Genomic DNA, 23,199 nt, shown 5'->3' with positions numbered 1-23,199 from the left:
GAAGGGGGGACAATCACGCTACATTCCGATAGATTCACCCTAAATCACTCTCAGTGCCGACGGTGGGCCGGCTGGGCGCCCGGGACGGCCGCCGAGGAGAAGACCGGAAGGTAGCCGCGGGACTGGCCGGAGGCGGTGGGGTGGTAGGACTCGTCCACCGGGAGCGTGACGCTGTTCAGCCACGCGCTGCCGGAGCACAGCTCGTGTCCGGCGAAAGTCGTATTGACGTCACCGAAGCGGAATCCGTGGTCCGCGGCGCGCTTGGCGGTGACGGCGTTGATGAGATCGGCGGCGGCGTTGATCGCCTTTCTCTTGGTGTCGCTCAGCCCCACGCAGGTGCCGCCGGTCCGGTAGAAGCGGGGGTAGCCGAGCACGACCACCTGGGCGCGGGGGGCTCGGGAGCTGATGGCCGAGTAGACGCTGTCGAGCTTGGCGGGCAGCTCGTTCTGGATGAAGGAGCGCGCCTTGGCGATGCGGTCCAGGCACGGGCCGTCGCCGTTGAAGACACAGGTGGACATGGTGTCGGCGAAGCCGGCGTCGTTGCCGCCGATGCTGATGCTCACCAGCCCGGTGGCGCTGGAGAGCGAGGAGAGCTGTTCGTCGAGCACATCACCCGTACGGGCCCCCGAACAGGCGGCGAAGGAGAAGCGCGCGGGGGCGTGCGCGGCCGCCCACAGGGCGGGGTACGCTCTCGCGCTTCTCTTGCAGTCGCCGCTCGCCGAGTCGTAGCCGCCCGCCCCCAGGCCGGCGGAATAGGAGTCACCGAGGGCCGCGTAGGCGGGGGTTGAGGTCTGTTCGGCGGCCTGCGCCGTGGCGGCGCCGCCGGCGGTGAGGGTGACGGTGAGGGCCAGCGCGGAGAGCGCGCCGGCGAGGCGGATCAGTTTCATGGAACCTCCCTAGCAGGGGTCATCGCCCTCACCGTGGTAGCAGCGCCCCGGTGTCGCTGGAAGTGTCCATGACAATTTTTGTATCGGACGACACCCGTCGATCGATCAACCAAACGAATTTGCTCACAAAACGGCCGGACTGACTGAGCGTCAGATGGGCATACTGTTCATTCGACGGACATCTTCCGGTTGTGGTGGCACGCCGCCGGAGCCGTTCGGCAACACCCGTTCGCACAGCCTTCACATCTTGACGGGCCTTTGTCCGCTGCGCGACATTGAAGCCCGGCATCCGGCGCTTCGGGGGGCAAAGTCGCCAATGCAGAGCTTCACTGATCTCACCGGTCTGGACGACTCGACGGAGCCGGGTGGTGCGCGCCCGGGGCCCGGCCGCTGCCGGAGGATGCCGGCCGCGGACTCGCTGCCGGTCACCGCGGGCGCGGCGGCGGTGGTCGCCGCGGTGGGCGGGGCCCTCGCCCTCGCGGACATCGCCTCTCCGCTGCGGGCGCCGTTCACCCTGTTCTATCTGATCGTGGCGCCGGCGTGCGCCGTGGCGGCGCTGCTGGACGGGCTGGACCCGCTGAGCCGGGCCGTGGTGGCCACGGGCGGGGCCCTGGCGGCCGACCTGCTGGTGGCCCAGGTGATGCTCGCCCTGCACGCCTGGTCGGTGCGCGGCGGTGTGGCCGCGGTGGCGGGCATGAGCCTGCTGCTCTTCCTGCTGGCACAGGCGCGGCGCCATCGGGGGCGCGCCTCGAGAAGTCGGGCGTCGTGACCGTGGACATCAGCGTGTACCGGCCCGGCGAGCTCACCGCGGCCGACCGGGCGGCGTGGTCGGCCCTGCAGGCCAGGGCCGTGGAGGACGGCTCGCCGCAGCTCGCGAATCCTTTCCTCGCGCCGGAGTTCGCCCTGGCCGTGGGGCGCTGCCGGCGCGGGGCGCGGATAGCGGTCGTGCGGGAGGACGGCGAGGCGGTGGCCTTCTTCCCCTTCCAGCGCACCTCGATGGGGGTGGGCCAGGCGATCGGGCTGGGCGTCTCGGACGCCCAGGGCCTGGTGCACCGGCCGGGCTTCCAGTGGGACACCCGCGAGCTGCTCGCGGCCTGCGGGCTCTCCCTGTGGGAGTTCGACCACCTGATCGAGGGGCAGAAGCCGTTCGAGGTGACGGCCTCCGGGTCGTACGCCTCGCCCGTGATCGACGTCGACCAGGGCTTCGAGCGGTACCTGGCGGCGCTGCGCAAGCAGTCGCCGAAGTTCACGCGCACCACCTTGGCCAAGGAGCGCCGGCTGGGGCGGGACGTGGGCGAGGTCCGGTACGTGCACGACGAGCGCGATCCGGCGATGCTGCGCGTGCTGACCAACTGGAAGTCGGCACAGTACCGAAGAACGGGGCGCGCGGACCGGTTTGCGCGCCCGTGGATAGCCCATCTCGTCGAGCAGCTCTTCCACACCCGTACGCCGTCCTTCAGCGGGCTGCTGTCGGTGCTCTACGCGGCCGGGCGGCCGGTCGCGGCCCACTTCGGGCTGCGCTCGCCGACGGTGCTGGCCTGCTGGTTCCCGGCGTACGACCCGGACTTCGCCAAGTACTCCCCCGGCCTGGTGCTGCACCTGCGGATGGCCGAGGGGGCGGCGGCCGAGGGGCTGGCGTACCTGGACCTGGGGCGGGGCGACAAGGCGTACAAGGACTCGCTCAAGACCCGTGAGCTCAGCGTCTCGGAGGGCTGGGTGACCCGGCGGCATCCGGTGGCGCTGGGCTACCGGGCGCGGCGGGCGCCGGTGCGGGCGCTGCGCAACACCGTGCAGTCCCGGCCGGAGCTGTTCGAGCACGCCGACCGGCTGCTCAAGCGCGTGGGCCGGATACGGGAGCGCGGCTGACCGGCCGCGGTCAAGCATCCCGGCCGATGCGGCGTCAAGAGCCGGACGGCGGTGGATGGATGCATAGGCGCAAATAACACCAAAGGAGGAGTCTCCAACCCACCTCTTGCCATACTCTCTCAAGCTTCAATACCGTCGTACATCTACCCGCATCGGCCCATCATGTATCTCAGCGGCTCCGGGGAGGGCTTGACAGCGTCGCGATGGTGTCCGGCGCGGGGCGCGGCAGGGGGTGCCGCGCTCGGCCGTCCAGTGGAGAGCCGAGTCGCGCGCCGCGCGGCACGATGTATTTGCCAACTCGCCCTGCCCGTACGGTGATTCCTACCGTCCGGGAAAGGACGAGTACCCCCTTTTCGAACCGGCACACGATCGGACCGCTGGGGCAGGCGGTCCACCGGACGAGAGGGAAAAACGAACCATGAGTGCGTTCCTGCGCCCGGCGGCCAGTGAAGAGGATCCCGAGACATCCGGTCGCTACCGTCCGGTGACCTCTCACTTCGCGATAGCGCCACCGGTGAGCGTGGTCATTCCCGCCATGAACGAGGCGGAGAATCTCCCGTACGTGTTCAAGACTCTGCCCGACTGGATCCACGAGGTGGTTCTGGTCGACGGCAACTCCACCGACGACACCGTCCGGGTCGCCCGGGACCTCTACCCGCAGGTCAAGGTCGTCGAGCAGCTCGGCAAGGGCAAGGGCGACGCCCTGATCACGGGCTTCGCCGCCTGCACCGGCGAGATCATCGTCATGGTCGACGCCGACGGCTCCGCCGACGGCGGCGAGATCGTCAGCTATGTCTCCGCGCTGGTCGGCGGTGCGGACTTCGCCAAGGGCTCCCGCTTCGCCAACGGCGGCGGCACCGACGACATGACGCTGATCCGCAAGCTGGGCAACCGGATCCTCACATCCCTGGTCAACCACAAGTTCGGCGCCCGCTACACCGACCTGTGCTACGGCTACAACGCCTTCTGGAAGCGCTGCCTGGACGAGATCGCCCTGGACTGCGCCGGCTTCGAGGTCGAGACCCTGATGAACATCAGAGTGGTCAAGGCCGGCCTGCGGGTCCAGGAGATTCCCAGCCACGAGTTCGTGCGCATACACGGCACGAGCAATCTGCGTGCCGTGCGCGACGGGCTGCGCGTGCTCAAGGTCATTCTCAACGAGCGGGGCACGCCCCGCGCCTCGCGCCGCCGCCGCACCCTGGCCATCGCACCGGCCGCGGGCCGAGGGGACGTCTCTTGAGCAGCGCGCCCCACGCAACGGGCCGGGCCGGTGCGCCGAGCGTGTCGGTGGTCATCTGTGTCTACACCGAGGACCGCTGGGACGACATCCTCGCCGCGGTGGCCTCGGTGCACGACCAGTCCTACCCGGCCCTGGAGACGCTCCTGGTGGTCGACCACAACCCCGCGCTGCTGCGCCGGCTCGCCAAGGCGTACGGCGACGACGGTGCGGGGGCCGGTCTGCCGCCGGTGCGGGTGCTGGCCAACACCGGCCCCCGCGGCCTGTCGGCCGGCCGCAACACGGGCACGGCGGCGGCCGGCGGCGAGGTCGTCGCCTTCCTGGACGACGACGCGGTGGCCGAGCGGGACTGGCTGCTGCACTTCGCGGCCGCCTACGCCGATCCGCGGGTGATGGCGGTGGGCGGCCGGACGGAGCCCGTGTGGTCCTCCCGGCGCCGGCCGGCCTGGTTCCCGGAGGAGTTCGACTGGGTGGTGGGCTGCACCTACCGCGGCCTGCCGCCCGGCAAGGTGGTGGTGCGCAACGTCCTGGGCGGCAACGCCTCCTTCCGCCGCGCCGCGCTGCGGGCCGTCGGCGGCTTCGCCGGCGGCATCGGCCGGGACGGCCACCGGCTGCCGCTGGGCGGCGAGGAGACGGAGCTGTGCATCCGCCTGACCCGGGCCATGCCGCAGGCCCTGCTGCTCATCGACGACCGGGCGGTGATCCACCACCGGGTGCCGCCCGGCCGCGAGCGCTTCGCCTACTTCCGTACCCGGGCGTACGCGGAGGGCCTGTCCAAGGCCCTGGTGGCGCGCAGCGTGGGCACGGAGCGGGGGCTGGCGAGCGAGCGCCGCTACACCCTGCGGGTGCTGCCCGCCGGGGTGGCGCGCGGGCTGCGGGACGCCGTGCTCGGCCGCCCCGGCGGGGCCGGCCGGGCCGGGGCGATCGTGGCCGGCGTCCTCGCGGCGACCGGCGGCTACGCGCTGGGCAGTCTGCGGGCGCGCGCCGCCGGCGCGCGCTTCGCGGTGGCGGCGCCGCAGCCGGCGGTGGAGCGGGCGCCCGCGGCGCCCGCTCCGTACGAGGGGGCGGGCGCATGAGCGGCGGTCCGGTGCCGATCCTGATGTACCACGCGGTGGCGCAGGCCCCCGCCCGGGCGGCGTACGGGCTGTCGGTCGCCCCGGCCGCGTTCGCGGAGCAGATGCGGCTGCTGGCCGGGCACGGGTTCACCCCCGTGACGGCCGGGCAGCTGGCCGCGGCGTGGCGCGGGGGCGACCGGCTGCCCCCCAAACCGGTGCTGATCACCTTCGACGACGGCTACGAGGGCGTGCACCGCTACGCCCTGCCCGTCCTCGTCGAACACGGCTTCAGCGCCACCTTGTTCGCCTCCACCGGCTGGCTGCGGGGGGCGCACGACGCCGGGGGCGCCCTGGATCTGATGCTCAGCTGGGACCAGCTGCGCGAGCTGGCCGCGGCCGGGTTCGAGATCGGGGGCCACAGCCACACCCACCCCCAGCTCGACCAGCTGGGGGACGAGCGGCTGTGGTTCGAGGTGGGGCACTGCCGTGACCTGCTGGCAGAGGAACTGGGTCACCCACCCGTGTCCTTCGCCTATCCCTACGGCTACTCCAGCCGCCGGGTGCGCGATACGGTGCGCGCGGCCGGGTTCACGGTGTCCCTGGCCGTGGGCAATGCGCTGGCCGCGCGCCGCCAGGGGCCGTACGCCCTGGAGCGGGTGACGGTGCGGCGCTCCACGGGCATCGAGGAGTTCGAACGGCTCGTCGAGGGACGGGACATCGGCCGGATCTTCGCCCGGGACCGGGTGCTGACCAAGGGATACGCCGTCGTCCGCCGGAGCCGGAGCCTCATCGCACACGGCCTCCTCGCCCGCGGCCTCCCCGGCACCAGTCCCCTCAGAAACAGCGGCACGAGGAAAGCGATCGAAGCCCGTGTCTGACACGACCGCCCCGACCGAGGAACGAGCCGAGGACGCAAGCGTGGAGCCGATGCCCCGCCGGCGACTACCCGGGCGGGGCATCGGCAGTCCGCTGTTCCGCAACGCCTTCGCGCTGATGCTCAACACCGGCATCAGCGCCGTCCTCGGCCTGGGCTTCTGGCTGATGGCCGCCCACTACTACAGCGAGACGTCGGTCGGCCAGGGCTCGGCGGCGATCGCCGCGATGAAACTCCTGGCCGGCCTGACGGCCGTCACCCTCACCGGGGCACTGGCCCGCTTCATCCCCGTCGCCGGCCGCACGACGGGCTCGCTGGTCCTGCGGACGTACGCGGGCAGTTCGGTGATCGTCGCGGTCGCCGCCGGCGTCTTCCTGCTCACCCTCGACCTGTGGGGCCCCTCCTACCGCTTCCTGCACGGGCTGCTGCCGGGAGTGGGCTTCGTGGTCGCCGTGGTGGCCTGGTCGCTGCTGACCCTGCAGGACGGCGTGCTCACCGGGCTGCGCAGCGCCTTGTGGGTGCCGGTGGGCAACACCGTCTTCTCCGCGGTGAAACTGGCGCTGCTGGTGGGGCTGGCGGCGGCCCTGCCGGCGTCCGGGGTGTTCGTCTCCTGGGTGGTCTCGATCGCGGCATCGGTGCTGCCGCTGGGCTGGCTCGTCTTCCGCCGGCTGGTGCCGGCGCACGTCAGAGCCACCGAGGGCCGGGGGCAGCCGGCCTCGTACCGGGAGATCGGCCGCTTCCTCGCCGGGGACTACACCGGATCACTGTTCTCGCTCGCCGTGGTCTACCTGGTGCCGGTGATCGTCGCGGCACAGGTGGACTCGGCGGACAACGCCTACTTCTACATCACCTCCACCATCGGCGGCACGGTCAACCTGCTCGCCATCAACATGGGCGCCTCCCTGACCGTCGAGGGCTCGCACGACCCGGCCCGCCTGGCCGACAACTGCCGGGCCGCACTGCGCCGCATGGCCAAGATCATGGTGCCGGTGTGCGTGCTGATGTTCGCCCTCGCGCCGTACATCCTCCACGTCTTCGGCCGCGGGTACGCCGAGGCCGCCACGCCCCTGCTGCGCTGGTTCGCCGTGGGCGCGGCGCTGCGGGTGGTGATGGAGGTCTACTTCGCGGTGCTGCGCGCGCAGAGCCGCACGGCCGGGCTCGCCTATCTGCAGGGGCTGCTGTGCGTGCTGGTCCTGGGGCTGACGCTGGTGCTGCTCCCCCGCATGGGGCTCACGGGCGCCGGCGTCGCCGAGATCTGCAGCCTGACGGTGATCACGGCCATCGCGGCGGTACGGCTGCGCACCGTGCTGAAGGCGTCGCCGGCCGGCTCCTCCACCGCCGCACCGGTGCCGGCACCGCCCGACGGGGACCTGGCCGACCTCCCCGTCCGCGGCGAGAGCGACCCCGGGGACGAGGGAGCCGGCGAGGGCGGCCGGGGACGGCTGACCGGCGCCCGCCGCGTGCTGCGCTCCGCGCTGGACGCGGACACCCTGCCGCTCGGCGTCCGCCTGGACATGGACCACCCCGAGCGCCGCCCCGACGTACGCCCGGTGGGCGCACCGCCCAAGGCGCCGGCCCCGCCTCCCGCGCCCGGCGCGATGCGCCGCCTGCGGACCCCCGGGGCCGCCGTATGGGGGCTGCTCGCGGTGGCGCTGGCGCTGTACTGGCTGCCGCTGACGGCCTTCGGCCACATCGACCTGGACGGCATGGGCGGCTTCGGGCTGGTGTCCGTGCTGCCGGTGGCCACCCTCCTGGGCGCGGGGCTGCTGATCGCCGCCTTCGCCTGCGCCCTGTGCCTGACCCGACCGCACCGGTGGCTGCTGGCGGCGGTGCTGGTGGCGACGGTGATCTGCCTGCATGCGGTGCCGGCCGTGCTGGAGGAGCAGCCGCGCTTCGCCACGGCCTGGCAGCACCTGGGCTTTTTGGACTTCATCGACCGCACGGGGGTGGCCGCCCCCGACCTCGACGCCCGGTGGAGCTGGCCGGGCTTCTTCGCGCTGGCCGCCTTCGCCGCGCGGGCCTGCGGCGTGAGCGACCTGGGCGAGGTGCTGCGCTGGTGGCCGCTCGCCGTGCAGCTGCTCTACCTGGCCCCGCTGGTGCTGCTGGTGCGCACGGTGCGGGCGGACTGGCGGGCGAAGTGGACGGCCCTGTGGCTGTTCGTCCTGTGCGGCTGGGTCGGGCAGGACTACTTCTCCCCGCAGTCCCTGAACTACTTCTTCTACCTGCTCTTCGTCGCCGTGCTGGTGGTGTGGTTCCGCTGGCCCGGGCAGCTGCGGGGCAAGCGCCTGCCCGGGGAGCAGGAGGTCTCCCCGGCCGGGCGCGGCACCTCGGTGGCGCTGCTGGCCCTGGTGATCGCCCTGTTCGCCGCGTCGGTCGCCAGCCACCAGCTCACCCCCTTCGTGATGCTCGGCGTGCTCACCGCGCTGGTGCTGGCCCGCCGGCTCACGCCGGCCGGACTGCCGCTGCTGTGCACGGTGCTGCTGGCGGTGTGGGTGGGATTCCTGGCCGAGCCGTACTGGTCCGGGCACTTCGACGACCTCTTCGGCGGGCTGGGGTCGCTCGGCGGCAACGTCTCCGCCTCCGTCTCGGGCCGCATCCAGGGCGGCAGCGCCACGCACAAGGCGGTGCTCTACGTCCGGGTGGCCCTCGCGGCCGGGGTACTGGCCTGCGCCGCGCTCGGCTGGTGGCGCCGGCGCCGCGCGGGCCTGGCCGACGTCGTGCTGCCGGTGCTGGCCGCCGTGCCCTTCCTGGCCTTCGGCATGCAGTCCTACGGCGGCGAAGTGGCCCTGCGCGTCTTCCTCTTCGCCCTGCCGGGGGCCTGCGCCCTGGCCGCCCTCGCGCTCTTCCCGCGCCCGGACGCGACGGGCACCCGCCGGTACCGCGGGCCGCTCGCGGCGCTGTTGGCGGGGCTGGTGCTGGTCATGGGGTTCCTGGTGGCCCGCTGGGGCAACGAGCCCTTCGAGCGCGTACGGCCCGGCGAGGTCGCCGCCATGGACTACGTCTACCGGCACGACACGCCGACCGTCCGCCTGCTGTGGCCGAGCAGCAACACCGCCGACGACGTCACGCCCGCCATCCCCTGGGGGGCGCGCGAGATGGAGCGGGTGCTGTACCAGCCGGTGCTCGCCCCCCGCGACCCGGCACGGCCCGGCGACCTCGTGGGCGCCTTGGGCGCGGCCGGCGGCAACGCCTACCTGATCGTCAGCCGCGGGCAGTCGGAGTACCTCGAACTCAGCGCGGGTTACGCCCCCGGCTGGCGGCAGCAGCTGCTGCGGACCCTCGACGGGCGGCCGGAGCTGCGCCGGGTGCTGGCCAACGACGACGCCGTGCTGTACGAGCTGAAGGACAAACCCGCCGGCACCGCCGCCGCCCCGCGACCGGGCCCGCCGGGCCCCCGGGTGACCTGGACACCGGTGTCCGTCGTCGGCGCCCTGGCCGCGCTGGCCCTGCTGGTGCTGCTGACGGCGCGCGAGCTGGTACGGGTGGGCGCCTCGCCCGGCGTACGGCACCTGCGGCTGCTGCAGGGCTCCTTCTGGTTCGCGCTGCCCCTGCTCCTGGTGGTCGCCGGATCCCTGGCGTGGCGCCTGGTGACACTCTCCTGACCGACGGGTACGCCCCGTCAGGGGCGCGGGGCGGTGTCGCTGCCGCCACGTGGGCGCGACACGGCGCCCCGTCTGCGGGCGCGTCGTGGCTTGTCGCGCAGTTCCCCGCGCCCCTTGCGGGGCGCCGTGGGCTGGTGCAGTGCCCCGTCAGGGGCGCGGGGAACTGCGCGATCAGCCACCGACGGCCCGCAGTCGACGCACCGCACCGCGACGAAAATGCACCCGCCTAGAACAGCGACCGGTAGCACAGGGCCGCCACCGCGCTGGGGCCCGGCAGCGGTCCGGCGGGCCGGTGGTGCGGCAGGGTCCGGCCGTCGAGGGCGGCCACGCCCGTGGCCGGGTAGGTCAGCCGCACCCCGCCGGCGCGGTCCCAGGCCGGGTCGCGCTCCAGCGCGCCGAGCCGCTCCATGGAGCTGCCCCGCAGGGCGGGGTGGACGTGCAGCGGCCCGACGGCGCCGAACGCGGTGGTGAGCAGGGTCAGGTCGCACTGCTCGGTGTCCACGTGCAGCAGCACCTCGTCGTCGTCCTCGTAATAGCCGTACGCGGCGAAGGTGGGCACCAGCAGCCGTCCGGTCAGGCCCCGGCCCAGGCCCGTCAGGGCCAGGTGCAGCCGGGCCAGCAGCGGCCCGCCCGCGGCGGGGGTGGCGCGGCGGGCGCGCCGGCCGGCCGGCACGGGTGTGCGCGGCCCGCGGGGCGGTGGCGCCGCCCGGGCCCACTGCTCGCGGCCCTCGGCCGCCAGGCCCCCGGCCAGGGCGTGGCCCCACAGCCCGGGCAGCCGGGCGTGGCCGTGGGCGGCGAAGGAGCCGCGCTCGGCACGGGTGGCCGTGGTGCGCAGCAGCGGGGGCGGGGCGTCCGGCGCGGGGCGCGTGCTCATCTCAGGTCGCGGTGGGGGCGGGCCAGGACACCTCGGGTGTGTAGTGGGCCAGTTCGGCTTCGGGCGCGAGGCTGAGCACGCCGGCGAAGGAGTATCCGCCGGCCAGGGGGACGCGGGCGGCCCCGCCCAGGTGGGCCTCGATGGCCGCTCTGGCCTCCGGCGCCGCCTTCGCGGTCTCGACGACCTCCCGCGGCAGCACGTAGTAGTTGTGCTCCGCATCGACGATGACCAGCGCCTGACTGGTGTGTTCGGGCATGGTGGCCCTTCTTTCGCAGGGTTCGACACTCGGGTCCTGGTGACACCTGTTCGCAGTGTTGCCGCGCGGTGACCGGGGAAACCGTCACAGCCAGCGCACTTCGTAAGGCCGCAGGTCCAGGGCCCGGCCGTCCACGTGGGCGGTGACCGGGACGTTCTGCGTGTTGACGACGAGCACGGCGGAGCCGGCGGCGAGCACCCTGACGCGTGCGCGGTCCTGCTCGGCGACGTCGGGGGTGCGCAGGGGGGTGCCGGGCGGGAAGGCGCGGGCGAAGCGGGTGAGGAGGTCGAGCATGGGCAAGCCGCTTCCGCCGTCGGCCAGTTGGGTGCTGCGCCACAGGCAGCCGGGGCAGTCGGCGCCCTCCTCCTCGGGGTTCCAGTAGAAGGCGCCGGCCACGCCGGAGGCGGCCAGCTGCATCATGGCGCTCGCCTGGACGGCGAGGCGGTGCTCCTCGGTCCACGTCCGGCGGCTGTCGTGTTCGTCGGCGGGTTCGACGTACCACTCGGCCCACCACACCGGCAGCCTGGTCGTGCGCTGCAGCCAGGCGGTGACGTCGGCGAACTTGCGGGTGGCGCCGAACTCGTCGGGGACGGACCTGTTGCCCGTGCGGGTGTAGCTGGCGCCGTCGACGACGACGAAGTCGGCTCCGTCCTTGTGCCTGTCCCAGTACTCCAGGGCGTCGACGGCCCGTTGGTCCACGGCGCCCCAGTCGCCGCTCACCCGTGAGGCATAGGAACCGGTTCCCGGCGCCTCGCTGTCCATGACGACGTAGGGGCCGCCGACGAGGGCTCTCCTGTTGTGTTGCTTGATCTGCTTGTAGACGAGGTTGTACAGCTCGGTGTACCCCTCGTAGTCCCAGCGGTTGCGTGATTCGTCGTAGAAGCCCTTGAACTCGTTCCACACGACGAAGTGCCGTACGTCCGGGTAGCGTTGGGCGATGACGCCGGCGAGGCGGGCGAAGTCCTTGTAGTGGGCGCGGTCGGGGGCCTTCTCCAGGGCCTTCTGCGACCAGTCCGTCCGCTCCCCGCCGCCCTTCATCCAGTCGGGGGCGCAGCACAGGGTGAGCACGGGCGTGGTGCCGGTCCTGCGCATCAGGGCGATCCGGCGGTCGAGGTCGGTGAAGTTGTACTTCCCTGGGCGGGGTTCGGGGTTGTCCACGCCCCAGCCCATGATGTGCTGGTTCTGCGCGAGGGGGGCGGCGCCCAGGGTCCGTTCGGCCGTCTTCACGGCGCCGTCCTGGCCGAGGTCGGCGCTGTACTGGGTGTGGGTGAAGCCCCATCCCACGGTGGCGGCCGCGCCGCCGGGCCTGTCCGGCGGGCCGCCGCCCGACTGCCAGGCCGCGACCGTCGCGGCCACGAGGACCGCGAGGGCGAGCAGCGCCCCGGCGAGCAGTCCGGCCGTGCGCCCCCGGGGCGGCCACGACCACCACCCCCGTACCCGCGACCGTGCCCGGGGCGGCGCGGGCCATCCACGATGACGTCCCATCACGGAAAGGGTAACCGGGGAGGAAACGCAGTGCGGTGGCTTCGGGGCAACGCCGGCGCGGACAGGGCCGGCTCAGGGGCCGCCCCGAAGGACCGCCTCAGTCGCCGTAGACCGCTCGCAGGGCGTCGGTGACGGCCGCCAGGGCCGCCGCGCGGTCCGCGCCGAGGCGGTGGGCCCGCTCGGCGTAGGCCCGGGCGGCGGCCGCGGTCTCGCGCTCGGCGGTGTCGCCGGGGGCGGCGACGAAGGTGCCGTGGCGGCCGCGGGTCTCGACGACCCCGTCGGCCTCCAGGGCGCGGTACGCCTTGGCGACCGTGTTGGCGGCCAGGCCCAGCTCCTCGGCGAACCCGCGCACGGTGGGCAGCTTGTAGCCGACGGGCAGCGCACCGGAGCGGGCGCGCTCGGCGATGCGGGCACGGATCTGCTCGTACGGGGGTTCGGGCGCGTCGGGGTCGACGGTCAGGTGCAGGGCCATGACCCCATGCTAGAGCGCGAGCTCGGCCCCTTGGCCGGCCAGCCAGCCGTTGAGGTTGAGGACCACCTCGGTGGCGGTGCGGAAGGACTCGCCCGCGCCCTCGGCCAGGGCCTCGGCGACCGCGGCGGAGTCCAGCAGCGGCCGGACCGGCGCGTCGGCCCCCAGGTCCTGCAGCGCGGTGCGCAGGGCGGCGGCGTAGCGGGGGTCCTGGGTGCTGGGGTAGGGGCTCTTGACGCGGTCGGCGACGGCGTCGGGCAGCACGTCGCGCACGGCGGCCCGCAGCAGGGACTTCTCGCGCCCGTCGAAGGTCTTCATCTCCCAGGGCGTGTTGAAGACGTACTCCACGAGCCGGTGGTCGCAGAAGGGCACGCGCACCTCCAGTCCGACGGCCATGCTCATGCGGTCCTTGCGGTCGAGCAGCTGCTGCACGAAGTGGGTCAGGTGCAGGTGGCTGATCTGGCGCATGCGCAGCTGCAGGCCGCTCTCCCCCGGCAGCACCGGCACCCGGCTCAGAGCCTCCTGGTAGCGGGCCCGCTGGTAGCCGGGCAGGTCCAGCTTGGCGAGCAGCCCCTTGTCGAGCAGGGCGACGCGGCCGCCGCTGCCGGGCCCGGAGAACTGGTCGGCGACGCCGGCGGCGATCCAGGGGAAGGTGTCGGCCCACACGCTCTGCGGGTCGTGGAACCAGCGGTAGCCGCCGAAGACCTCGTCCGCGGACTCGCCCGACAGGGCGACCGTCGACTGCTCGCGAATGGCCTTGAAGAGCAGGTACAGCGAGACGTCGCCGTCGCCGAAGCCGGCGGTCGGCATGTCGCGCGCCCGCAGCACGGCCTCGCGGTTGGCCCGCTCCATCAGGGCCGCGGTGTCCAGGACGATGTCGCGGTGGTCGGAGCGCACGTGCTCGGCCAGCGCGTGGGCGTACGGGCCGTCGGGCGTGCCGCGCAGGCTGTCCGGCGTGAAGTTCTCGGTGTGGCCGGCGAAGTCGACGGAGAAGGACCGCACCGGCCCGCGCCCCGCCTCCGCCAGCCCCCGGGCCGCCAGGGCGGTGATCGCCGAGGAGTCCAGGCCGCCGGAGAGCAGGCTGCACAGCGGGACGTCGGCGACGAGCTGGCGGGCGACGATGTCGTCGAGCAGCTCGCGCACGTGCCGCACGGTGGTGTCGGTGTCGTCGGTGTGCTCGCGGGCCTCCAGCCCCCAGTACCGGCGCACGGTCAGTCCCTGACGGCGTACGCGGGCGGTGTGCCCGGGCAGCAGCTCGTACATGCCCCTGTAGACGGCGTGCCCCGGCGTCTTGGTGAAGGCCAGGGCCTCGGCGAGCCCCTCGGCGTCCACGACGGCCCGCACGGCGGGATGCGCGAGGATCGCCTTGGGCTCGGAACCGAAGAGCACGCCGTCGGGGGTCGGGTAGTAGTAGAGCGGCTTGATGCCCATGCGGTCGCGCACGAGGAGGAGTTCCTCGGTACGGGCGTCCCACAGGGCGAAGGCGTACATGCCGTTCAGGCGCTCGGTGAACGCCTCGCCCCACTGCAGGTAGGCGTGCAGCACGACCTCGGTGTCGCTGCTCGTACGGAAGGCGTGACCGTGGGACTCCAGCTCGGCCCGCAGCTCCCGGTAGTTGTACACCTCGCCGCTGTAGGTCAGGGCGAGCAGCGTACGCCCCTCACGCTCCAGCAGCATCGGCTGCCGGCCGCCCTCGATGTCGATGACGGCGAGCCGGCGGTGCCCTAACGCGGCGTGCGCGTCGATCCAGACGCCGCCGGCGTCGGGGCCGCGGCAGATCATGGTGGCGGTCATGGTGTCGAGGGTCTCTCGACGGGTGGTCAGGTCGTGGTCGAAGGCGACCCATCCGGTGATACCGCACATGGTGCTTCTCCCTTCGTCGGGGTGGCGTGTGCGAGGCTACGCGCAGTTGCGTGTACGCACCATCCACTTTCGGCAAAGGTGGCCGGCTCCGCGCCCCTACGGGGTGCCCACCACGTGGAATGTCGGCTTCGGATGCATCAGGAAGTCGTGGTGCGAGATGTTCCACGCATACGCCCCCGCCATCGCGAAAGCGATGCGGTCCCCCACCCCCAGCCGCTCGACGCGCACCCGCGTCGCCAGGACGTCCTTCGGCGTGCACAGTTGGCCGACCACCGTCACCGGTTCGTCGGCCACCGCCGGCCCCCGCCCGCGCGGCAGGACCACGAAGGGCTGGTCGTGCCCCTTCGTGACCGGTGTGCGCAGGTGGTGCGTGCCCCCGCGCACCACCGCGAACGCCTCGCCGTAGCTGCGCTTGAGGTCCAGCACCTCCGTCACGTACCACCCGCAGTACGCCGCCAGCGCCCGTCCCGGCTCCACGCGCAGCGTGAAGGAGGGGTATTGCCGTGACAGCCGCCGCAGGCCGGCCCCGTACGCGGCCCAGTCGAAGCGTGCCTCGGGGTGGCGGTAGTCGACGGCCATGCCGCCGCCCAGGTTGAGTTCGCCGGCCGGCAGGCGTGCGGCCGCCCAGGCGGCGACCTGCTGCGCCACGGCCAGCTGGGCGGGGGCGTCGAGGCCGCTGGCCAGGTGGGCGTGGAGGCCGCGCAGCCGGAGGGGGGAGGTGCGCAGCAGGGTCATGCAGCGTTCGGCCGCGGCGGGGTCGAGGCCGAAGGGGCCGGGGCGGCCGCCCATGGCGAGGGCGGCGCCGCCCAGGCTGCCGTCGCGCACCGGCAGGTTGACCCGCAGCAGGACGTCGGTGGCGGTGGTGGCGAGCAGGCCGAGTTCCCGCTCGCTCTCGACGTGGAGGCGTTCGACGCCCTCGCTCACGGCCAGGTGCAGTTCCTGGGGGGTCTTTCCGGGGCCGCCGAAGGCCAGGCGTGGCCGTCCGGGCAGGACGCGCCGGACGTGCAGGAGTTCGCCGCCGGAGGAGACCTCGTAGCCGTCGACGTGCGGTGCGAGGGTGCGCAGGACGGCCGCCTCGGGGTTGGCCTTGGTCGCGTAGTACAGCTCGACGTCCGTCGGCAGTGCCGCCCGCACCGCCCGGACGTGGTCGGCGAGAGCGGCGACGTCGTGGACGTAGGCGGGCAGGGCGTCGTCCGGCAGTGCCTCGGCGCAGGCCGCGGCGCGTGGCGTGATCAGCGGCGTGGTCACGACGAGAGGGCCTTGAGCAGTCCGGAGCCCAGGGGCGAGCCGATGCGCACGTAGCCCGCGTCCCGGTCGGCCTTGCGCTCCCAGCGGGTGAGCAGGTTGGCCTTGGCCGGCAGGGGCGCGCCCGCGATCAGGGCGCGCAGCGGGCGGGGGTGGCCGTGGGCGGCGGCGCAGCCGGCGAGGGCGCGGCGCACGGCGCACCACAGCCGCGCCTCCAGGTGGGGGTGGCGGTCGGCGAGGGCGGCGAGCATCTCGGCGAGGTGGTTGACGACCAGGCAGTACACGACGCGGTCCCAGCCGCGCCGGGCGTCGTAGGTCAGCGGCCCGGCGACGCCCGGATCCAGGGCGGCCAGGGCCCGGGCGTGGTGCCCGGCCAGGAGTTTGGTGCCTTCGAGGTCGCGCAGCAGCACCTGGCGGGGGGTGCCGGCCGCGTCGACGCCGATGACGACGTTCTGCAGGTGCGGTTCGAGGACGACGCCGTGGTCGAAGAAGGCGGCCAGGACCGGTGGTACGAGCAGCCGGAGGTAGGTCTCCCACCAGGTGAGTGCCTGCTGTTCGCCGGCGCCGGCGAGCAGGTGGTCGAGCTGGGCGGGCCCGGTGGGGTACTCGTCGGCGACGGCGGCGGCCAGCAGGGCGGTCAGTCCCGGGGCGAGCCGGGTGCCCAGGCCCTCGCGGACGATGACGCCGAAGCCCTCGGCGAGGTCGCGGCTGCCGATGTCGAGGGTGCGGTAGGCGGGTTCGCGCAGCAGCACCGTGCCGGGGAAGCGGGCGGTCAGGTCGGCGGCCACGGGCTCCAGCAGCCGGGTGAGGGCGACGGCGCCGGCCAGCTCGTACTCGGCGTTCTTGCGCAGGCAGTTGGTGATGCGGATGTTGAGGCTGCACTTGAGGAAGTCGCGGCCGTCGTAGAGCGTGCGCACCGAGGCGGTCGGCCAGAACCGCGGGCCGCGCGGCCCCAGGTCGAGCACGGCGCCGCGGCGCAGTGCGGCCCGCAGGGCGGGGTGGCGGCGCAGCATGGCGTACTGCCAGGGGTGGACGGGCAGCAGGAGGTGGCCGGGCGGTACGCGGCCGAGCCGGTCGAGGGCGCTCAGGGCGTGTGCTCCGGTGCTCTCCTGGCGGATGTGCTCGGGGCGTACGGCCAGGTGGCGCAGGGCGAAGCGGGCGCCGGCCTCGGGGGCGTAGCGGGCCCAGTGGGCGCCGGAGCCGGTGCGGGCCTTGGGGGTGGGGTGGAAGCGGTGGCCGAAGAGCAGGGACTGCTCGGAGTTGCGGTAGCGGTCCGCGGCGGCCGCCGGGACGGCGCCGGACCGGTGGGCGGCCAGGGCGGCGCGGACGCCGGCGTGGGTGGCCGCGACCTGTTCGGGGAATTCGTCGTTGCGCACCCCGGTGCGCAGCAGCAGTTCGTGGTGGATGCGCTCGGCCAGGCCCTGCCAGGACAGCTCGCCGAAGGTGCCGCCCCGTTCCTCGGCGACGGGTCCGGCCAGGCGGTGGGCGCCGATCAGGGAGGCGCGGCGCAGCCGGACCCGCAGCAGGGTCCCGCTGCGGGGCAGGCGCAGCAGCAGGTGGCCGTCGCTGACGGCGGTGTGGTGCCCGGGGCCGCAGACCTCGCGCAGCAGGCAGTTGAGCAGGGTGTGGGCGACGACGTGGCCGGCCTCGGGCAGGGCGGCGGGGACGGCCGCGGGCACGGCGGAGGCGGCGGCGTAGGGGGCTGAGGTCATCTCGGCGACTCCAGGAGGTGGCGGACGTGCGGGGGCGGGCCGTCGGTGCGCGGGCGGTCAGCGCGCGGCGGGGCGCAGGAGCCCGAGCCGTCCGCCGGGCGTTCCGCGGCCGAAGCGGGCGCGTTCGAAGGCGAGGGCGCAGGCCGTGCACCGGGCGGGCGTGGTGGCGGTGCTCATGGGACGATCTCCCATCGCCGTGCGGCCAGGAATGCCGCGACGGCGCGGTCGATCCGGTCCTCGTCGGTACCGGTCGCCCGCAGCACCCCCAGGTAGTCGCGGTTCGTGCGGTGATGCGGGTGCTCCTCGCCGACCTCGCGCAGCGGCCGGTAGACCAGCCGGACGCCGTCGCGCTCGGTCTCGCTCGGCCCGGGCGCGGCCTTGAGGGTGCCGCCGCGCCCGGCGCACACGTACTCGATACGTACCCGCCTTGCGCACCCCGCCGCACCCGCGGGCAGGGGCGGCATCTCGCCGAGATGCACGCGCAGGACGAGGTCGAAGTAGGGCAGGTCGAGGGCCTCGGCGAGGGCGAGGTCGCAATGGTCGCCGATGGAGCGGTAGTTGACCTCGATGATGCGGGCACGCCCGCCCTGGGCGACGTACTCGGTGTGGCAGGCGCCGAAGCCGATGCCCAGCGCCTGCAGTTGCGCCGCGACGTGGGCGCTGTGCGGCTGCGGGAGCGCCGGCAGCAGGTCCATGCGCTCCTCGACGAAGTGGGGCGGCGGGGAGAGGGTGGCGCGGAAGGCGGCGAGCAGGTGCAGGGCGGTGCCGTCGCCGAGGGTCTCCAGGCTCTGCAGGGGGCCGGTCAGGTACTCCTCGGCGACGAGGGTGTCCCCGGGGCGGCGGGCGCGTATCTCGTGCACCCGGGCGGCCAGTTCGGCGGCGTCGCCCACCAGGACGACGTCCTCGCTGGCCACGCCCTCGCGCGGCTTGAGCACGCAGGGGAAGGGCAGGCCGGTGAGCGTGCGCGGGTCCCGGCCGGGCGGCAGTTCGGCGCAGCGGACGGCGTCCAGGCCGCCCGCGGCCAGGGCGCGGCGCAGCTCGGCCTTGTTCTTGGCGCGCAGGGCGGCGCGCCAGTCCTTGCCGGGCAGGCCGAAGTAGGCGGCGGCGAGGGCGGCCTGCACCTGGAGGTGGTCGCTGTTGGTGAAGACGGCGTCGGGCCGGCCGAGGGCGGCGATGGCCGCGATGCAGGCGCGGAAGTCGGTGACGTCGCAGGCGAGGACGTCGAGCGGGGGCAGCGGGGCGCGGCCCGCCGCCGTGTGCCGGGCGTGGGCGCGCCGGTGCGCCTCGGGCCGGTCGGTGAGCACGGTGACGGCGAGCCCGAGGCGGGCGGCGGCGGGCAGGTAGCCCTCGGTGACGGAGTCGGTGGGGTTGAGCGCGAGAAGATGCAGCCGCACGGGGGCACCTTTCGGTCGGCCGACGGGGTACGAGGGCGCGTACGTCCGAGGGGCCGGCGCGGGGCGGGGTGCGCGGGCGCGCGGCGGGGCGGGGCGGCGGGGGCCCGGCGGGTCAGCCGGTGGTGCCGAGCCGCCGGTAGCGGGCGCGCCGTGCCCGCAGCCGGTCGTGCCGGTCGCCCGCCCTGAGAGCAGCCATGTCCGCTCCGATCACCCGGCCGAGGTCCGAAAGGAAGTCCGCGCCCTCTGCGTCCTCCTCCACGATGCGGTCCACGATCCCGTTCGCCAAGAGGTCCGCGGAGCGCACGCCCTGGCGGGCGGCGACCTCGTGGGCCCGGTCGGTGGTGCGGTGCAGGATCGCCGAGGCGCCCTCGGGCGGCAGCGGCGAGAGCCAGGCGTGCCGGGCGGCCACCACGCGGTCGGCGGGCAGCAGGGCGAGTGCGGCACCGCCGGCGCCCTGGCCGAGCAGCAGGCACAGGGTGGGTGCGGGGAGGTTGACCAGGTCGGCCAGGCAGCGGGCGATCTCGCCGGCGAGCCCGCCCTCCTCGGCCTCCTTCGACAGCGCGGCGCCGGCCGTGTCGACGACGCTGAGCAGGGGCAGGTCGAGTTCGGCGGCGATGCGCATGCCGCGCCGGGCGGCGCGCAGCCCGGCGGGGCCCAGGGCCTGCCCGGGGGCCGTCGGGGTGGTGCGGGTGCCGCGGTCGTGGCCGAGGACGACGCAGGGGGTGCCGCCGATGCGGGCGAGGGCCAGCAGCAGGCCGGGGTCGCGCTCCCCGGCTCCGGTGCCGCTGAGCAGGGTGACGTCGGTGGCGGCGGCCTTCAGCAGTTCCCGTACGCCGGGGCGCCCGCTCTCGCGCGAGCGCCGGATCGACTCCTCGGTGGACGGGACGGGGCCGCCGGTGCCGGCCGCCGCGGGCGGCGCGGTGACGGCGGGGGTGTCCCGGTCGCACAGGACGGCCAGGGCCCGGGCCGCGGTCGCCGGCAGCTCCGCGGGCGGCAGCACGGCGTCCACCAGGCCGTTGGCCAGCAGGTTCTCGGCGACCTGCACGCCGGGCGGGAACTCCTCGCCGTACAGGGCCTGGTGCACCCGCGGGCCCAGGAAGCCGATGAGGGCGCCGGGTTCGGCCGCGGTGAGGTGGCCGAGGGATCCCCAGGAGGCCAGCACTCCGCCGGTGGTGGGGTGGCGCAGGTAGACCAGGTAGGGCAGCCCGGCGGCCTTGTGGTCGGTGATGGCGGCGGCCACCTTGACCATCTGCAGGAAGGCGACGGTGCCCTCCTGCATGCGGGTGCCGCCGGAGGCGGGTGCGGCCAGCAGCGGCAGCCGCTCGGCCGTCGCCCGTTCCACGGCCCGTACCAGCCGCTCCCCCGCCGCGACCCCGATCGATCCCGCCAGGAAGCGGAACTCGCAGGCCACGACGGCCACCCGGCGGCCGTGCACCCGCCCCTCGCCGGTGACGACGGACTCGTCCAGGCCGGTGCGCTCGCGGGCGGCGAGCAGGTCGGCGCGGTAGGCGGGGTCCTCGGTGGTGACGTCGACGGGCTCGTCCCAGGGCCGCCAGCTGCCGGGGTCCACGGCGGCGCGGATCAGGTCGAGGGCGGGCACGGGTGCCGGTCTGCTGCGCTCGGTCATGCGGTCAGCCTGCCACGGGCCCGCCGAGCAGGTCGTCGAGGTCGCCGGCGCGCACCAGGGCCTCCAGTTCGTCCAGCGTCCGCGCGGCCGCGTCCGCCGCCTGCGGATCCCGCTCGGCCAGGCCGCTGGCGGCGAACTCGTCCTCGTCCAGCCGCAGTACGGTGGCCCGGTCGGCGGAGACCCACAGGTCCAGGTCGAGGTCCTCGACGACGACCTGGCCGACCGTGACGCCGGCGGGGCGCGTGATGTCGCAGTACCAGCCCTTGAGCGAGCCGTCGGCCTGCCGCACCTCCTTGACGGAGAACCAGCGGTCGCGCCAGTAGTGCTCGGTGAAGACGTCGCCCTGCTCGAAGCGGACGAAGCCGAAGTCCCGCACGGGCGGCCCGGCCCACGGGGCGCGTACGGCGAGATGGGTGCCGTCGTCGTGGAGGACCTGTGCCGGGTAGCGGACCTTCTCCTTGCCGGCCTTGGTCAGCACGATGGTCGCGGTGGTGCCCGGGGCGAGAGAGGGGTGCGTGTTCATGGGAGGTGTGTTCACGGGGGCAGCCTCTCCCGCGCCGGGCGAAGGGGCCAGCGATTTACGCCGGCGTGTCAGCAGTGCTCAGCTCAGCATCGACGCGCAGGTCGAGGGCGTGGCACGGGCGGGATCGAGGGTGTTGGTGATCTCGTGGAAGACCACCCGGTCGATCGTGCCGATGGTCACATGCATCGAGATGTCGATCGGGCACAGGTCCTGCAGGAGCACGTTGCGCACGTCGGGGCCGCTGAGGAAGCCGGAGGTGTAGGGCGTGACGACCTCGTCGTAGCGGGTGGCGATGACGGTGTAGTGCACGCCCGGGACGGTGTCGCCGCCCTCGTTGAGCCGGCGCAGGAAGTCCGAGCCGACGGCCTGGTCGGTCAGGCCCGGTGCGGTGCCGCCGATGGCGGCGCGGGCGCCGGGGACGGCGTCCATGAGCTTGGTCAGGCCGCTGAGGGTGGTGCCGTGGTTGGTGGGGGCCACGGCGGTCAGGGAATTGACCTTGGGGGCGCCGCCGAGGAACTTCAGGTAGTAGCGGGGCATCATGCCGCCCTGCGAGTGGCCGACGATGTCGACCTTCTTCGCGCCGGTGGCGGCGAGCACCTTGTCGACGTACCGGGCCAGTTGACCGGCCGAATCCGCGACGGGGCCCAGGCCGTGGAAGAGCGGGACGCCGGGGAGCTGGCCGTAGTCGAGGGAGAAGACGCAATAGCCCCGGGCGGTCAGATACGGGGCGAGCGCGAGCCAGTTGTCGACGGAGTTCCCGAGGGTTCCGTGGGAGAGGACGACGGGGCGGGGATGGGCGGCGGACGGTTTGCACGTGTAGTCGTTCCAGCCGCTGCCGACCGCGCCGGCCGTGCGGGTGCCGGCCGGGGCGGCCGTTGCGACCTGCGGTGTCGCGACGACGGCCAGGGTCAGGGCGAGGGCGGCGAGAAGGGCCCGGAGGGGGGCGGCACATCTCCATCGGGCATGGCGAAGGCGCACGGGAACTCCTTTTTCGGCAGGAGGAGTTACCCCCGTTAAGTTACGGGGGCGTAAACTTACTTTCGAGTAGGGTGCGGGCCGTTCACGTGGACGTCAAGAAAAAGGACAGGAATTCCAGCAATCGGCCCAGGAGTTGATCTTTTCCGGCCATGGCCGGAAAAGGACGGCCCTGCCGGAACGGCTACGCCGCGCCCGGCTCCCGCACGTCCAGCGCCGCGGCCGGCCCCACCGCCCCCGCACCGAAGCGCGCCCGCGCCCGGTCCATCGCCGCCTCCACCCGGCGCGCCTTCTCGTCGGCCGGATCGAACGTCAGCTGATGCGCGGCCGACCGCCCGTCGCCCACCCCCTCCGCCCGCAGCGCCACCGCCCGCACCCGGGCCCGCTGCAGGGCCAGCGCCTCGTGCAGCGCGTACGCCGCGGCGATCAGCTCCGGACCGTGCGCGGTCGGCTCGGCGAACGCCCGGGACCGCGTGCTGGACGAGCCGTCCGCGTACCGCACGGTCAGCTTCAGGGCCCGCGCCACCTGCCCGCCCGCCCGCATCCGGGCACCCAGCCCGTCCGCGAGCGCCAGCAGCGCACGGCGCCGGTGCTCCGGATCCAGCTCGTCGGCGCGGAAACGGTGCTCGGCACCGAGGGAGACGGCACGGGCGTCGGGCGTCACGGGCGTCGGATCGATGCCGCGCGCCCGCTCGTGCAACCGCCGCCCGGCGGCCGCGCCGAGGATGCGCTGCAGGGCGGACACCGGGGCGGCCGCGACCCGGCCGACCGTGTCCAGGCCGTACGTGCGCAGGGTACGGGCGGTGGCCGGGCCCACGCCGTACAGGGCGGCGACGGGCTTGTCCGCCAGGAACGCGGCGGCCGCCGCATCCCCCTCCGCAAGGGCGCGCACGGCCCCCGCGGGGCCGTCCTGCGCCGCCATGCGGGCGAGCATGGGGTTGGCCGCGATGCCGATCGTGCAGTCGACGCCGTAACGGGCGAGGGTGCGCACGCGCACCAGATCGGCCAGCTCGACCGGATCGTGCCCGAAGTAGCGCACGGCGCCGCGGACGTCCATGAGGGCGGCGTCGGGGGGCACGACCTGCACGACGGGCGTGACCTCGGCGAGCAGCCCGACCAGCCCGTCGAACGTCTCCTCGTCGAGGACGCTGCGGGCCCGGGCGGGGTGGAAGTGCACGTAGAGAGTGGTGGGGGTGGCGGTCTCCTCCCCCGCCCCGCCCCTTCCCGGCGGTATCGGCATGCGGCTGCGCCGCGG

At 74.2% G+C, this 23,199-nt stretch carries 19 protein-coding genes; 6 read left to right on the top strand and 13 right to left on the bottom strand.

What is annotated here, in order from left to right; translation table 11 throughout:
* Positions 1–50: 50 nt before the first annotated feature.
* Entirely contained in the window at positions 51–887 is an 837-nt protein-coding gene (locus tag AC27L3_RS05420; RefSeq protein ID WP_487232875.1) for an SGNH/GDSL hydrolase family protein, read from the bottom strand.
* Positions 888–1,203: 316 nt separating this feature from the next.
* On the opposite strand from AC27L3_RS05420, the gene AC27L3_RS05415 reads away from it, so the two are divergent.
* From AC27L3_RS05415 to AC27L3_RS05390, 6 genes are all read left to right on the top strand, one after another.
* Complete coding sequence (locus tag AC27L3_RS05415) at positions 1,204–1,656, top strand: hypothetical protein (RefSeq protein ID WP_487232874.1); 453 nt, start codon at positions 1,204–1,206, stop codon at positions 1,654–1,656.
* 2 nt (positions 1,657–1,658) lie between these two features.
* On the top strand, positions 1,659–2,753 hold the full coding sequence (locus tag AC27L3_RS05410; protein ID WP_487233168.1) for a GNAT family N-acetyltransferase: 1,095 nt from the start codon (positions 1,659–1,661) through the stop codon (positions 2,751–2,753).
* A gap of 418 nt (positions 2,754–3,171) precedes the next feature.
* Positions 3,172–3,993, top strand: coding sequence for a glycosyltransferase family 2 protein (locus AC27L3_RS05405; RefSeq protein ID WP_344438016.1), 822 nt, complete (start codon positions 3,172–3,174; stop codon positions 3,991–3,993).
* Complete coding sequence (locus AC27L3_RS05400) at positions 3,990–5,066, top strand: glycosyltransferase family 2 protein (RefSeq protein WP_487232873.1); 1,077 nt, start codon at positions 3,990–3,992, stop codon at positions 5,064–5,066. Before AC27L3_RS05405 ends, AC27L3_RS05400 begins: the two co-directional genes overlap by 4 nt.
* Positions 5,063–5,923, top strand: a complete 861-nt coding sequence (locus AC27L3_RS05395; RefSeq protein WP_487232872.1) for a polysaccharide deacetylase family protein — start codon at positions 5,063–5,065, stop codon at positions 5,921–5,923. The genes AC27L3_RS05400 and AC27L3_RS05395 overlap by 4 nt, the downstream gene beginning before the upstream one ends.
* On the top strand, positions 5,916–9,521 hold the full coding sequence (locus AC27L3_RS05390) for a lipopolysaccharide biosynthesis protein (RefSeq protein WP_487232871.1): 3,606 nt from the start codon (positions 5,916–5,918) through the stop codon (positions 9,519–9,521). Before AC27L3_RS05395 ends, AC27L3_RS05390 begins: the two co-directional genes overlap by 8 nt.
* Before the next feature lie 226 nt (positions 9,522–9,747).
* Here AC27L3_RS05390 and AC27L3_RS05385 read toward each other — a convergent pair whose 3' ends face one another.
* From AC27L3_RS05385 to AC27L3_RS05330, 12 genes are all read right to left on the bottom strand, one after another.
* Entirely contained in the window at positions 9,748–10,395 is a 648-nt protein-coding gene (locus AC27L3_RS05385) for a hypothetical protein (RefSeq protein ID WP_487232870.1), read from the bottom strand.
* A gap of 1 nt (position 10,396) precedes the next feature.
* Complete coding sequence (locus AC27L3_RS05380) at positions 10,397–10,651, bottom strand: hypothetical protein (RefSeq protein ID WP_365969716.1); 255 nt, start codon at positions 10,649–10,651, stop codon at positions 10,397–10,399.
* 84 nt (positions 10,652–10,735) lie between these two features.
* Positions 10,736–12,136, bottom strand: coding sequence for a xylan 1,4-beta-xylosidase (locus tag AC27L3_RS05375; RefSeq protein ID WP_487232869.1), 1,401 nt, complete (start codon positions 12,134–12,136; stop codon positions 10,736–10,738).
* Positions 12,137–12,233: 97 nt separating this feature from the next.
* Entirely contained in the window at positions 12,234–12,608 is a 375-nt protein-coding gene (locus AC27L3_RS05370; protein ID WP_487232868.1) for a GntR family transcriptional regulator, read from the bottom strand.
* 9 nt (positions 12,609–12,617) lie between these two features.
* Complete coding sequence (gene asnB, locus AC27L3_RS05365) at positions 12,618–14,468, bottom strand: asparagine synthase (glutamine-hydrolyzing) (RefSeq protein ID WP_487232867.1); 1,851 nt, start codon at positions 14,466–14,468, stop codon at positions 12,618–12,620.
* A gap of 96 nt (positions 14,469–14,564) precedes the next feature.
* Positions 14,565–15,716: a type III PLP-dependent enzyme gene (locus AC27L3_RS05360; RefSeq protein WP_487232866.1), complete on the bottom strand. Its 1,152-nt coding sequence runs from the start codon at positions 15,714–15,716 to the stop codon at positions 14,565–14,567.
* Positions 15,713–17,425, bottom strand: a complete 1,713-nt coding sequence (locus AC27L3_RS05355; RefSeq protein ID WP_487232865.1) for an IucA/IucC family protein — start codon at positions 17,423–17,425, stop codon at positions 15,713–15,715. The genes AC27L3_RS05360 and AC27L3_RS05355 overlap by 4 nt, the downstream gene beginning before the upstream one ends.
* A gap of 173 nt (positions 17,426–17,598) precedes the next feature.
* The gene (locus AC27L3_RS05350) at positions 17,599–18,819 is read right to left on the bottom strand and encodes an ATP-grasp domain-containing protein (protein WP_487232864.1); all 1,221 of its coding nucleotides are present in this window, start codon (positions 18,817–18,819) and stop codon (positions 17,599–17,601) included.
* A 112-nt stretch (positions 18,820–18,931) separates the two neighbouring features.
* Positions 18,932–20,446: a carboxyl transferase domain-containing protein gene (locus tag AC27L3_RS05345; protein ID WP_487232863.1), complete on the bottom strand. Its 1,515-nt coding sequence runs from the start codon at positions 20,444–20,446 to the stop codon at positions 18,932–18,934.
* Between the two features lie 4 nt (positions 20,447–20,450).
* Positions 20,451–20,969, bottom strand: a complete 519-nt coding sequence (locus AC27L3_RS05340) for a ribonuclease FAU-1 family protein (protein WP_487232862.1) — start codon at positions 20,967–20,969, stop codon at positions 20,451–20,453.
* Between the two features lie 78 nt (positions 20,970–21,047).
* Positions 21,048–21,947: an esterase/lipase family protein gene (locus tag AC27L3_RS05335; protein ID WP_487232861.1), complete on the bottom strand. Its 900-nt coding sequence runs from the start codon at positions 21,945–21,947 to the stop codon at positions 21,048–21,050.
* A gap of 181 nt (positions 21,948–22,128) precedes the next feature.
* Positions 22,129–23,184: a DNA polymerase Y family protein gene (locus AC27L3_RS05330; protein WP_487232860.1), complete on the bottom strand. Its 1,056-nt coding sequence runs from the start codon at positions 23,182–23,184 to the stop codon at positions 22,129–22,131.
* Between the last annotated feature and the right edge of the window lie 15 nt (positions 23,185–23,199).

It is taken from the genome of Streptomyces sp. PKA51 (assembly GCF_057552455.1).
This window is presented reverse-complemented; position numbering and strand designations above follow the sequence as displayed.

What these genes read in the sequence shown, in the direction of transcription:
- AC27L3_RS05420 (WP_487232875.1), bottom strand. Translation starts at nt 887, where the DNA reads ATGAAACTGATCCGCCTCGCCGGCGCGCTCTCCGCGCTGGCCCTCACC.
- AC27L3_RS05415 (WP_487232874.1), top strand. Translation starts at nt 1,204, where the DNA reads ATGCAGAGCTTCACTGATCTCACCGGTCTGGACGACTCGACGGAGCCG.
- AC27L3_RS05405 (WP_344438016.1), top strand. Translation starts at nt 3,172, where the DNA reads ATGAGTGCGTTCCTGCGCCCGGCGGCCAGTGAAGAGGATCCCGAGACA.
- AC27L3_RS05395 (WP_487232872.1), top strand. Translation starts at nt 5,063, where the DNA reads ATGAGCGGCGGTCCGGTGCCGATCCTGATGTACCACGCGGTGGCGCAG.
- AC27L3_RS05385 (WP_487232870.1), bottom strand. Translation starts at nt 10,395, where the DNA reads ATGAGCACGCGCCCCGCGCCGGACGCCCCGCCCCCGCTGCTGCGCACC.
- AC27L3_RS05380 (WP_365969716.1), bottom strand. Translation starts at nt 10,651, where the DNA reads ATGCCCGAACACACCAGTCAGGCGCTGGTCATCGTCGATGCGGAGCAC.
- AC27L3_RS05375 (WP_487232869.1), bottom strand. Translation starts at nt 12,136, where the DNA reads ATGGGACGTCATCGTGGATGGCCCGCGCCGCCCCGGGCACGGTCGCGG.
- AC27L3_RS05370 (WP_487232868.1), bottom strand. Translation starts at nt 12,608, where the DNA reads ATGGCCCTGCACCTGACCGTCGACCCCGACGCGCCCGAACCCCCGTAC.
- asnB (WP_487232867.1), bottom strand. Translation starts at nt 14,468, where the DNA reads ATGTGCGGTATCACCGGATGGGTCGCCTTCGACCACGACCTGACCACC.
- AC27L3_RS05355 (WP_487232865.1), bottom strand. Translation starts at nt 17,425, where the DNA reads ATGACCTCAGCCCCCTACGCCGCCGCCTCCGCCGTGCCCGCGGCCGTC.
- AC27L3_RS05345 (WP_487232863.1), bottom strand. Translation starts at nt 20,446, where the DNA reads ATGACCGAGCGCAGCAGACCGGCACCCGTGCCCGCCCTCGACCTGATC.
- AC27L3_RS05340 (WP_487232862.1), bottom strand. Translation starts at nt 20,969, where the DNA reads ATGAACACGCACCCCTCTCTCGCCCCGGGCACCACCGCGACCATCGTG.
- AC27L3_RS05330 (WP_487232860.1), bottom strand. Translation starts at nt 23,184, where the DNA reads ATGCCGATACCGCCGGGAAGGGGCGGGGCGGGGGAGGAGACCGCCACC.